This is a genomic window from Polaribacter pacificus (assembly GCF_038024035.1).
In the GTDB taxonomy this organism is placed as follows: Bacteria; Bacteroidota; Bacteroidia; order Flavobacteriales; family Flavobacteriaceae; genus Polaribacter; species Polaribacter pacificus.
The window spans coordinates 542,330-554,999 of record NZ_CP150664.1 but is presented as its reverse complement, the minus strand read 5'-3'; the positions used below and the strand labels follow the sequence as shown (position 1 = coordinate 554,999).

Below are 12,670 nucleotides of genomic sequence, written 5' to 3'. Positions count from 1 at the left end.
GTTTGTATTTGCTAATTTAGTTGCTGAAACACGCAACGAAATCATACACAAACACGTTGTGGTGCATTTAAGAAAAATCGTACTAATCATTAAAATTTTGACATTAATTAAATGGATTTAAAAAAAATTATCCTAATCAACCTTTAAAATAATGAAAGAGAAATTAAAAATTTTAGATTCATTAGAGGTATTAAGTTTTCAAAATAAAAAAACTAAACATCCTTCACATTTTCACGATACATATTGCATATCATTAATTGAAAAAGGAGTTCTTGTTGAAAATGAATTAATAGCATCTACAGGTAAAATACTAATTTCAAATCCTTATGAGATACATAATAATCTATCATCAGAGAATATAAGTTTTTCTACATTCTATGTAAACCAAGATGTCATTGATTTTATAAGCCCTTTTAATCGCACATCATTTCAAGATAAAGTTATTGAAAATCCTTTATTGCATAGCAGTCTCAAAAACCTTTTAAATTTTATCAAAGAAAAGAAAGAAAAGAAAAATTTCGTCAATGATTTTTACGATGATTTTAATCAGTTCATTTTTCAATTAACAATAAATTATGGAGCAGCAAATCCATACAATAATGAAAATGATACAACCATAATAAAAGATTTAAAAATATATATATCTGACAATTTGAACACACAATTAAGTTTGATTGAGCTTTCTAAAATGGTTGGAATGAGCAAATTCCAATTTATCCGTTGGTTTAAATTCAATATTGGGTTGACCCCATTTGAATACATACTTCTTAAAAAAGTGGAGTATGGTAAAACATTAATTAAACAAGGAATTCCCCTTGTTGAAGCTGCATTAGATTCTGGTTTTTATGACCAAAGTAATTTTTCCAATTATTTTAAAAAATATATCGGAATGAGTCCAAATTCTTACAAGCAAAGTTGCAATATATTCCAAGATTCAAATCAGCAATAAAACTATATTTGAACTTTATAAAATTGAAACCTTTTTTTTATGAAGTATATTATTGTCTTACTATGCATTGCTTTTGGATTAGAAACACAAGCACAAAACACCAATGATTTTGAAATTCAAATAAAATTACAAACAACTAAACTAAACGACCAACAATCTTCTGGAACGTGCTGGAGTTTTGCTACTACATCTTTTATAGAGACCGAAGCACTTCGATTAGGGAATGATACAGTTACTTTATCACCTATATTTTATGTCAAACCCACCTATATTAAAAAAGCTGAAAAATTTATTGATAAGAAAGGGGAAAGTTGGTTTAAGGCAGGAGATTTAACATTTAGTGTTTTAGATGCTTATAAAAAATACGGTGCTGTTCCTGAACAGGCATATAATGGCATCATTGAAGGAGATTGGCAACACGACCACGTAGAAATGGACAATTTGCTTTCTGCTATGGTTGAATCTGTGGGAAATTCTGGCTACGGTAGAATAAAACCGCAAAGTTGGAAAAAATCTGTCAACGGTGTTTTAAATGCATATTTAGGAATAGCACCCAAAACATTTAATTACAAAGGGAAATCATACACACCACAAACTTTTGCAGATACTTTTATCGGTATAAATCCAGATGATTATATAGAAATAACAAGTTATTCTCATCTTGAATTTTACAAAAATGTTGTTTTAAATATTCCTGCCAATTGGAATGACAACAAATATTTAAATCTGCCAATTAAAGATTTTGAAAGTGTTATCAATAATGCCCTTAAAAATGGATATTCATTAGCTTGGGATGGCGATGCTACCGAACCTAATTTTGATTTTCAAAAAGGGGTTTTGAATCTTATAGAACAACAAGAAGATTCTAAAATAACCCAAATTATTAGACAGCTAACTTTTGAAGATGGAACAACAACCGATGACCATAATATGCATATCATTGGAACAGCTAAAGACAAAAATGGGAAATTATATTATTTATTGAAAAATTCAGAAGGAAGCAATTCAATGGATGGCTATATCTATATGTCTAAAAATTCACTTCTGTTAAAAACTATTTCTGTTTTAGTTCATAAAGATGCAATACCAGCGGTTATCAAGAAAAAACTTATTTAGATAATTAGGATTTCTCATTAAAATAAAAAACTTATTATGAAGATAAATGTACCCATAAAACTTCTGTTGGCAATTACTATCATTTTAAATTCTTGCGTCACAAGCAATAAAAAAAACAATTCAATAGAAGGAATTTGGAAATCTATCGGTTACGGGAAAATTCTAAAAATAGATGCTAATTCTTATGAATATTATGACATTACAACTATTTCTTGCTTGCCTGCAAAAGAAGGCAAAATTTCGGATGTTAAAAATTCAATGCAAATTTCAAACGATACACTAACCATAACACGTGGATTTAGCAAATATCGCTATGTAAGATTAAGTAAGTTTCCAGACCTATGCCAACAAAGTACAAAAGACAAAAACGACATCTCATATAATTTTGAAGTCTTTGCAAACACCTACAAAAATCATTATGCATATTTTGAACTCAATAAAATAGATTGGGATAATCTTTACAAAAACTCAAAAGATAAAATAGATTCAAAAACTACGGAGGTCGAATTGTATATAATTATGCAAGATATGCTTAAAAGTTTGAAAGACAATCACGGTTCCATAGAACCAACGGATGAAATTTACGAATTGGCAGAAAATCAAATTCAAACAGAATTAGATGCACAAGAAACGGAAGAATTAAAAGAATATGGCGATTTTGAGATTGCTGGAATTGTTGCAGATTATTATCTTAAAGAAGATTTGACCAAAGACACGTGGCTTATGCAATGGGGAAAGATGGAAAATAATGTTGGTTATATCCAAATCAAAGCAATGTTTTTGTATGCAGATTTGAATTTAAACGATAGCTTTGTCAAAGAAAATGGATTTGTTTCAACTTATATGGACGCATTTGATAATTTGAATTACGAACAACAAATTGCAGAGGAAGTAGCTGGAATAAGCAAATTAATGGATTCTATAATGCAAGACTTAAAAGAAACAAAACATATTATTGTTGATGTTCGTTTTAATGGTGGTGGACAAGATGTCGTTGCATTAGAAATTTTGAGACGATTTAACGCTGACAGAAAACAAATCGCTGTAAAAAAAGCAAAGCACAATAACGGCTATACAAAAAAAACACCTATTTATTTAGAGCTTGCCAAAAATCCATACACAAAACCAGTTTATCTGTTGACTTCTCAACAGTCTGCAAGTGCAACAGATATGATGGCATTAAGTTCAATGGAATTAAACAATTTAAAACGTATTGGCTCAAATACAAACGGAGCAATTTCAGATGCTTTACAAAAGACTTTACCAAACGGATGGTATTTTTCACTTTCAAACGAAATTTACACAGATAACAATGATAAATTCTACGAAAATATCGGAGTTCCTGTGCATTACGAATTGAATTATCCCAATGAAAGACAGACATTTTTTAGAAGTGTTGCTAACGATTTAGAAAAAGATAAAAAGTATATTTTGAATGCGATTAATGAGCTACAGAGCGAGTAAAAACGCACCACAACAACGTATATAAAACATAGCTATTACAGGCTTTCCGAGAGATTTTCGCTTCTTTATTAAGTCCGCCAAATTTTTATTTTTGTATATTTAGAAATTAAAAGATAAATAGAAAAAATAAAAATTCGGCTCGTGTTTAATCCGAAAAGTTAGCGTCTATTTACACGCTACGTTTCATATACAAGACCGTTGCCATCCATTTGAGAAAAACGATTTACATATTAATATTTTTAGGAATTGGAATTAATTTCTGCTTCTCTCAAACTGAATCTGAAAAACGATTTGGATTGACAGAATTTGACTCAAAAAAACACGACCGAATTTATCGTGTTCAAATTGAGGATTATCAGAATCTCGAATTAATTGATTTCAAAAACGGAGAATTTAAAGGAACTCTTACTCATTCGGTTTGGACTACAAATAGAAAAGGAATTAGAAAAGATAGTATCATTCAGAAAATTGCGATTCCGAATTCTATGGTGGAAAAACTGATTTCGGAAATGAATAACAACGGATTCGAAAACCTAAAAGACTGTAACGAAGTTGAGAACTGTATTAGCGGATTAGACGGAACAACAACTTTTTTTAAAACAATTAAAGATGGAGAAATAAATTCTTCATCATATTGGGAATTAGAATCTGACTATTATTACAATCAAAATAGAGTAAAATTACCAGCAGAAGTTATAAAAGCAAGAAAACTGATTTCGATAATCAACAAAGAATTTGACTTGAAAGAACAATTTCAGAACTTTTTAAACCGACTGCCGAATGGACGTTATTCGTACAGTATGCTGATAATGAAAAAAGGATAAAAAACGTATGGCAACACCGTGTATAATTCATTGCTAGTTATAGCCTACTTACGAAAGTCCTCGAGGACTTTCTATCTGTGATTTATTTGCTAACTTTAGTGCTGAAACACGCAACGAAATCATACACAAACACGTTACCCATAATTAGTGCAAACTAAGTTTTAAGACTTCTACAAAGCGAAAGATTTTCCTTTTAAAGACCTGGATTCTATCTAAGTTATCGTTGAAGATCCTTTTTTGGGAACTAAACGCTTAAAAGGTTAGGAGTTTTTATTCAACATTATTTTAATATCGTTTTTCTGACCATACACGTGAAAGCGTTCTGACTCGTTCTTTACCAAAAAAGGCGCTATTAATGTACCCTAAGTCACAAACTAAATGCTAAAAGAGGCTGTTTTGTATTTATGCAATTTGTGGAATTGTCTCGCATACTTATTATCTGAAGGACAAGCATTCTGTCTCGTTTGTTTGTGAAGGTAAATGAAGGTCTGTGATAGCACGAAAGTCAGCGCGCACTACCAATGGCTAACACTGTGTATGGTTCATTGCTAGCTTCGTTTATCAATCAAAAAGGGTAGGAGTGTTTAAGTTCATAATATTTCATTAAATTTATCGCTAAGAATACGCAACGAAACCATACACAAACACGTTGGCAACCATTACCAATCACACTCAAAAGGAATGACTAAATACACATTAAATAAAGATAAATCAGATGGATATGGTGGAAATATTACTGACGTTAAAATAGTAAATAAAAAAAGTGAATTAAAAAAATGTCTGAATAATGGTTGGTACGAAGTAGATAGATTTACTCCAATTATAACACCTATTAAAAAATGGTGGAATAACTTTACTACTACGCAGAAAATAGGAATTTTAGCATTTATCATCCCTCTTTTTTTTAGTGGTTTAAAGTGGAGTATAGAAACGTATCTGAATCACGAATATCATTCTTTAAAGAAAGATTACAAGTCTTTAAATGCGAAATATTATCTTTTACAAGAGAAATATAACGATTCGACAACCATATTGAATGAAAAAATTGAAACCATATCACAACAACTGAAAACCAAAAAAGCTTCTGGTAAAAAGTGAATGATTTGAATTTATCAAAGGCGGATTGAAAAAAACGGTAGCCAACACTGTATAAAATCAATTGCTTTAGATACGTTTTTAAAACGAAAAGAGTAGGAGTGTTGAAGTTTGTATTATTTCATTAAATTTATCGCTAAGAAACCGCAACTAATCTTATACAAACACGTTGTATTTCATATTGCAGCCTTTTGGTCATCAACTAAAATTTAGATTCTTTCTAAGATTCCAGGACTAAAAACCCAGATATTTAACGAAACTTTTTGAAGCGGAACAAGAATTGTGAATTCGCCAAACTGTTCGATTGTAATCGTTGAGAGTTGACTCTCAATACGTTTGCAACGTATACAGTTTGCCTAAGTTCTTGAAAAAAAATTAGAAAGTCAAGAACTTGTGTTCTGGATTTATAAAAATCGATACCCTTTAAATGAAAGATCACGTTCTTGAATGAACTGCTGATTTTTAGTGTTGAATTAGAAACGAAAGAATCCTTTTCTTCTAAGACAATCGATATAAGGGAGTTATATAGTTCATCTTAGAATAAAAAAATTTGAGTTGACGGTCCTATCAATGTAGCGGCTTCAATCCACCGTATGGCTAGATTAGGAACAATTTAAAAAAAGGATAGGATCGAAAAGCTTGCTAGTGCTTTTAACACAATAGGAACTCCTATGCCATACTAAACACAACAGCGTATATAATTAATTTTTAAAATTTAGAAAGATTCAAAAATTTAGTTACTTTTAAAGTGTAAAGAAAACACGAAAATCAAGGTAGGCTTATATTGTCTAGCATCCTGAGTGCCTCCAGCAACTTTGTCTACATCATGTCGGCACACCCAGAGCACAATATAAGCCACCCAAAACTAATCATATACACTCACGTTGTAAGTAATGCCGAAAAACCCAGAAACCGAGTGAATAAAACGATATTTGAAATTACGAAAATGGACTGTCCTTCAGAGGAAAATCTAATCCGAATGAAATTGGACGGAATTTCAAGTATTGCGAATCTGGACTTTGATATTCCGAACCGAAAATTGACTGTTTTTCACAGCGGAGAAATTGACCAAATCGAAAAGTCAGTTATCGAACTGAATTTAGGCGGAAAAAAAATCTCAACGGAACAAACCGACCAAACGGAATTTAAAGAAAACGCAAACCAAAAAAAGCTACTTTGGTCTGTACTTGCAATCAATTTTGCTTTTTTCATTATCGAAATGACAACAGGAATTATCTCAAAATCAATGGGACTTGTTGCAGACAGTTTGGATATGCTTGCCGACAGTTTCGTGTACGGAATTAGTTTGTTTGCGGTTGGAGGAACTATAGTTAAGAAAAAGCGGATTGCAAAACTTGCTGGATATTTTCAAATAACACTTGCGATTATTGGATTTGTGGAAGTTTTAAGAAGATTTTTTGGAGACGAGAAACTTCCCGATTTTTCGACAATGATTATCGTTTCGATTTTTGCACTTATCGCAAACGGAATTTGTCTTTACATTTTGCAAAAGTCAAAAAGCAAAGAAGAGGCTCATATGAAAGCGAGTATGATTTTTACATCAAATGACGTGATTATCAATTTAGGAGTAATAATTGCTGGAATTTTGGTAAATTGGTTGAGTTCGAGTAAACCTGATTTAATTATCGGAACAATTGTTTTTGTGTTGGTAATTCAAGGAGCGTTTCGGATATTGAAATTAAGTAAGTGAATGAAAAAAAGCACTACTTACAACAACGTATATAGCTCACAGCTAGTCAGTTGCTTAATCGAAGTTAAAGTATATTTGCTAGTCCGCCAAATTTTTTAATTTGGCTTATTGAGTAAGAATAATAAGAAAAATTAAAAAATTCGGCTCGTGCTTCATCCGAAAATAATTTCATAATTTGCACGCTACGAGCCATATACAAGACCGTTGTGCATAATGCAGAAAATGCACGTGTTAAACATCAAAATTCGTCATAAGTATTAAACGATAGTATTTTAAATTTCTACTAAGTAAGGAAAGAAATGGAATCTACCAATCAGAGAGTTTTAAATTGGCTCGAAACTTTGATGGGGTTATTGATGTATGCTTTTTAAATAACCTTGTAAAATATGAATAGTTAAGATAACCTAACTCTAGTGCTATATCACCTACTGATTTTTGTGTAAAAGTCAACATTCGCTTACTCTCAAGAACATTTTTTTGAGCAATTAAATCCGTTACCGTTTTATTAAGTTTATCCTTACAAATTCTATTAAGGTGTTTTAAAGTAATATTCAATTTTGAGGCATAAAACGATGGAGATTTTTCCGATTTGTAATACATATTCAAATATTCATTGAATTGCTCAATCTTTTCACCATAGGAATTTGTGGTGTACTTATTTTCCAAAAGATATTTTCTTGTTATCTCAATATGTATAATATCTAAAAGGTTCATTACTTTATCTAACTTTTTAGTCTTTAGACTTCTTGTTTCATTTATTAACAGGTTAAAGTAATATTCTATATCGTGCAATTCGTTTTCAAAAAATCTAATTTCTGAGATTTCTTGATTGTTGGCATAAAAAGGATAATCCTGAATGCTCTTATTTCCGAAATACAAATTATATAATTCTTCGGTAAAGAAAACGATAAAACCATCTACATCGTCAGATAGTTTCCAGCTATGAACCTGACCTGGCCTTATCATAAAAATGCTTCCTTTGGTAATCTCAAAAGTATTAAAGTCAATTTTGTGAATGCCTTTCCCTTTGGTAAATAATACCAACAGATAAAAATTATGACTATGCGAATTTTCAATAAAACTATGGCTAATCAAATGATTTCTAAAAGTATTTATATATAGATTGTTCCCATTTATTTTCTTGTTAAAATTCCTAATGTCGTAAATTGGATATTTGGTCATATAAAATGTCTTAATTGTGCTATTAAAAGCGAATATAGTTATTTATTTGTATCAACAAAATATTTAATTTTGCGGACGTAATGGAAAGATTTTACTTTCACATCATATTTAGACGTATAATTGAAATGTCTTTATTGCTTTAAAAAACTGTTTTTTTTAGCTTTATGAATATTTTATAAAAGATATGGAAGTTTCTACTAAAAGATAATTGAAACATTTGATCTTTTATGTTTTAAAAGTAGAACTGAATAATTTAAGAATTGAGTGTATGGATTTATTTAAAGGGACTAAAATATATAGCATTGTTACTGGTACTTGTCCGGTATGCCAAGAAGAAAGTATGTATGTTGAAAATAATCCATATAAACTGAGTTCAATATTTAAAATGCACGAACGCTGTAAAAATTGCGGTTTGAAATATGTCATAGAACCTTCTTTCTTTTTCGGAGCAATGTATGTCAGCTATGGTTTAAATGTTGGAATAGCCATAATAACGTTTTTAATATCTTATTTAATAGTTGGTCTTAGTGTTTTGGAATCATTTTTTGCACTAATTGGAATGCTAATCATTCTTATTCCAGTTGTATTACGATTATCTAGAAATATCTGGATTAACATCTTCAAGAAATATAACAAAAACGCTAAGCAGGTTTAGCTATAGACTACTAAAATTTGAATAGAGAGTAGAGCAGTACGTGAAAGCACTATGCACAACAACGTGTATAAAACATAGCTATTATAGGCTTTCCGAAAGGTTTTTGCTTATTTATTAAGTCCGCCAAATTTTTATTTTTGTATATTTAGAAATTAAAAGATAAATAGAAAAAATAAAAATTCGGCTCGTGCTAAATCCGAAAAGTTAGTGTTTATATATACGCTACGTTTCATACACAAGACCGTTACCCATAATTAGTGCAAACTAAATTTTAAGGTTTTAACAAGCCGATTGAATTTCTTTTAAAAATCTGAACTTTGTTTAATGTTACCGTTAAAGATCCTTTTTTGGAGAACTAAACGCTTAAAAGGTTAGGAGTTTTTATTCAACATTTCTTTAATACCGTTTTTTTGACTGTACACGTGAAAGCGTTCTGACTCGTTCTTTACCAAAAAAGGCGCTATTTATGTGTACTAAGTCACAAACTAAATGCTAAAAGTGGCTCTTTTGTATTTATAGTGTTTGTGGAATTGTCTCGCATACTTATTATCTGAGGGATAAGCATTCTGTCTCGTTTGTTTGTGAAGCTAAATTAAGGTTTGTGATTTGCACGAGAGTCAGCGCGCACTAACAATGGCTAACACTGTGTATAGTTCATTGCTAGAGCCGTTTTTAAGTCGAAAAGGGTAGGAGTGTTTAAGTTCAGAATATTTCATTAAATTTATCGCTAACATTACGCAACGAAACCATACACAAACACGTTAGGTTTCATTGGGGAATTTTCAATAATTACCGAAATATAGTTTTTTAAAGAACTTTATTTTGGTTGAATAATCCTCGAAAACAAGCTAGTCGAAACATTACGTTTGACTGTGTCATGCGAGAGAAAAGATCATAATTATCGATTTTAGAGCTCAAAAGAGCCATTTTGCGGAGTTTTTCTGACTCACACGTGAATTTATAGCTGATTCCGAATTGATTATTGTAGAAAAGCTGAGTTGAGTTAAGGTTGGAAAAAATCACAGTGGAGTACAGGTTGTTCAAATGAAATTTTAGGAAGCCCGACAAATTAGTACAGCAACGAAAACCTAACACTGTATATGCTTCATTGCTTTAATCCGTTTTCAGAACGAAAAGGGTAGGAGTGTTCAAGTTTATTTTATTTCACTAAATTTACTACAAAGAAACCGCAACGAAACCATATACAAGACCGTTAGCTGTAATTAAAAACGAAATCATCGCTATTAAATGAAAAATCTTTTTATTGAAACTGAATTAAATAACTGGAAAGATATTTTTCTTTTAAATAGTAAATTAACGAAACAGCTTTTGTTTAGAGGACAATCAAATAAAGATTGGACAATTTCTTCATCATTAGAAAGATTAGTTGAAAGAATCCATCCTAATTATGTTGACCGAGCAATAATAACGGTTCAGGAAAAACAAATGATTGAAGAATTTCAGTGGAAATATCCATTATTTAAAAATCCAACAATTGAAAAAGAAAACTACGTTGAATGGTTATCTATAATGCAACATTATGGGGCTTCAACAAGATTGATAGATTTTACAGATTCATTTTTTGTAGCAACACAAATGGCAATTTCTGAAAGTTATACAGATTCTGCTGTTTGGGGAATTAATAAACATACTTTGAATAAGTTTATATTTGAAACTTATACAAATGAGAACGAAACAAATTCAGCTTCTCAAAAAACACTTGACTCACTTTCTATTAAATTAGCCAACGAAAAAATAAAAAATGCTTTCAACGAAGTAGAAAAAAAGTTATTAATAATTAGACCCGAAAACAGTAATGAAAGAATATATAGGCAACAAGGATTATTTGTTATGCCTACAAATTTAAAAATTCCTTTTGTCGAAAGTTTATCTACAATAATTGGAAACCAAACTCCTTTATTTTGGGACTTTAGACATCTTATATTAAATTCAGATTCATACAAACAAGATCAATTTGCACTTGTTAAAATTAATATTCCGAAAAAAATCCACAGAGAAATATTAGAAAACTTAAGAGAAATGAATATAAATTCCGAAATATTATTTCCTGGAATTGAAGGATTAGCTAAATCTTTAAATTATAGTAAGTTTGTATAAGATAACTACAGCTAACACTGTGTATAGTTCATTGCTAGCTTCGTTTTTAAATCAGAAAGGGTAGAAGTGTTTAATGTTCATAATATTTCATTAAATTTATCGCTAAGAATACGCAACGAAACCATACACAAACACGTTGTAAGCAAGCCGAAAACAAGATTGTAACTTTAACGAAAATCAGTAAAAAGTGAGAAAATTAAAACTTCAAATTCAACTCTCGATTGATGGATTCATTTCTGGTCCAAACGGAGAAATGGACTGGATGATTTGGAATTGGGATGAAGAACTAAAGAACTTCGTCAAAGAAATAACAGAATCGACTGACACCATTGTATTAGGGCGAAAACTTGCTGAGGGATTTATTCCACATTGGAAATCCAACAAAGAATTGGAAGGTGCTGAAAAAATTAATAACTCAAATAAAATAGTTTTTACAAAAACGCTCGAAAATACTGAATGGGAAAATACCCTTTTGGAAAAAGGAGATTTAGTCGAAAAAATAGAAAAATTAAAGTCCTCAACTGGAAATGACATAATTGCCTATGGAGGTGGCGAATTTGTTTCTTCACTAATAAGAGAAAATTTAATTGACGAATATTATTTTTTTATAAATCCTTCGATTTTGGGGAAAGGAATGCCAATATTTGAGAAAGTTAATTATAAAACTGAATTAAAATTGAAAAGTGCAAAAGCCTATAAATGCGGAATAACAGTTTTGACATATAAAAAGTAAAAGCCAGCTTACAACACCGTATAAAATTAATTGCTAGTACTGGTTTTCTTACGAAAATCCTCGCGGATTTTCTATTCGGTTAATATTTACTAAGTTTATCGCTAAAACCACGCAACTAATCTTATACAAACACGTTACCCATAATTAGTGCAAACTAAATTTTAAGGTTTTAACAAGCCGATTGAATTTCTTTTAAAAATCTGAACTTTGTTTAATGTTACCGTTAAAGATCCTTTTTTGGGAACTAAACGCTTAAAAGGTTAGGAGTTTTTATTCAACATTTCTTTAATACCTTTTTTTTGACTGTACACGTGAAAGCGTTCTGACTCGTTCTATACCAAAAAAGGCGCTATGTATGTACCCTAAGTCACAAACTAAATGCTGAAAGTGGTTCTTTTGTGTTTATTGAGTTTGTGGAATTGTCTCGCTTACTTATTATCTGAGGGATACGCATTCTGTCTCGTTTGTTTGTGAAGATAAATTAAGGTTTGTGATAGCTCGAAAGTCAGCGCGCCCTAACAATGGCTAACACTGTGTATAGTTCATTGCTAGCTTCGTTTTTAAATCAAAAAGAGTAGGAGAGTTTAAGTTCAGAATATTTCATTAAATTTATCGCTAACAATACGCAACGAAACCATACACAAACACGTTAGGTTTCATTGGGGAATTTTCAATAATTACCGAAATATAGTTTTTTAAAGAACTTTATTTTGGTTGAATAATCCTCGAAAACAAGCTAGTCGAAACATTACGTTTGACTGTGTCATGCGAGAGAAAAGATCATAATTATCGATTTTAGAGCTCAAAAGAGCCATTTTGCGGA

At 30.7% G+C, this 12,670-nt stretch carries 10 protein-coding genes; 9 read left to right on the top strand and 1 reads right to left on the bottom strand.

Annotation, left to right across the window (positions count from 1 at the left end):
- Nucleotides 1-151 precede the first annotated feature (151 nt).
- The 6 genes from WHC90_RS02475 to WHC90_RS02450 all read left to right on the top strand — a co-directional run bounded on the left by WHC90_RS02475 (nt 152) and on the right by WHC90_RS02450 (nt 7,159).
- Nucleotides 152-949 (top strand): AraC family transcriptional regulator, encoded by a 798-nt coding sequence (locus tag WHC90_RS02475; RefSeq protein ID WP_188599574.1) that lies wholly within the window; start codon nt 152-154, stop codon nt 947-949.
- 39 nt (nt 950-988) lie between these two features.
- On the top strand, nt 989-2,065 hold the full coding sequence (locus WHC90_RS02470) for a C1 family peptidase (RefSeq protein WP_188599575.1): 1,077 nt from the start codon (nt 989-991) through the stop codon (nt 2,063-2,065).
- Between the two features lie 36 nt (nt 2,066-2,101).
- Nucleotides 2,102-3,529, top strand: coding sequence for a S41 family peptidase (locus WHC90_RS02465; RefSeq protein WP_188599576.1), 1,428 nt, complete (start codon nt 2,102-2,104; stop codon nt 3,527-3,529).
- Between the two features lie 296 nt (nt 3,530-3,825).
- Nucleotides 3,826-4,353 (top strand): hypothetical protein, encoded by a 528-nt coding sequence (locus tag WHC90_RS02460; protein ID WP_188599577.1) that lies wholly within the window; start codon nt 3,826-3,828, stop codon nt 4,351-4,353.
- A gap of 681 nt (nt 4,354-5,034) precedes the next feature.
- Nucleotides 5,035-5,451, top strand: a complete 417-nt coding sequence (locus WHC90_RS02455; RefSeq protein WP_188599578.1) for a hypothetical protein — start codon at nt 5,035-5,037, stop codon at nt 5,449-5,451.
- 913 nt (nt 5,452-6,364) lie between these two features.
- Nucleotides 6,365-7,159: a cation transporter gene (locus WHC90_RS02450; RefSeq protein WP_170137144.1), complete on the top strand. Its 795-nt coding sequence runs from the start codon at nt 6,365-6,367 to the stop codon at nt 7,157-7,159.
- Nucleotides 7,160-7,465: 306 nt separating this feature from the next.
- Here the strand turns inward: WHC90_RS02450 and WHC90_RS02445 are convergent, their stop codons facing one another.
- On the bottom strand, nt 7,466-8,341 hold the full coding sequence (locus tag WHC90_RS02445) for an AraC family transcriptional regulator (RefSeq protein WP_188599579.1): 876 nt from the start codon (nt 8,339-8,341) through the stop codon (nt 7,466-7,468).
- A 268-nt stretch (nt 8,342-8,609) separates the two neighbouring features.
- Between WHC90_RS02445 and WHC90_RS02440 the strand changes: the two genes are divergently transcribed.
- The 3 genes from WHC90_RS02440 to WHC90_RS02430 all read left to right on the top strand — a co-directional run bounded on the left by WHC90_RS02440 (nt 8,610) and on the right by WHC90_RS02430 (nt 11,847).
- A complete protein-coding gene (locus WHC90_RS02440; protein WP_188599580.1) occupies nt 8,610-8,996 on the top strand; it encodes a DUF983 domain-containing protein in 387 nt (128 codons plus the stop codon).
- Nucleotides 8,997-10,244: 1,248 nt separating this feature from the next.
- Nucleotides 10,245-11,114, top strand: a complete 870-nt coding sequence (locus tag WHC90_RS02435; protein WP_188599623.1) for an FRG domain-containing protein — start codon at nt 10,245-10,247, stop codon at nt 11,112-11,114.
- 187 nt (nt 11,115-11,301) lie between these two features.
- On the top strand, nt 11,302-11,847 hold the full coding sequence (locus WHC90_RS02430; protein ID WP_188599622.1) for a dihydrofolate reductase family protein: 546 nt from the start codon (nt 11,302-11,304) through the stop codon (nt 11,845-11,847).
- The last annotated feature ends 823 nt before the right edge of the window (nt 11,848-12,670 follow it).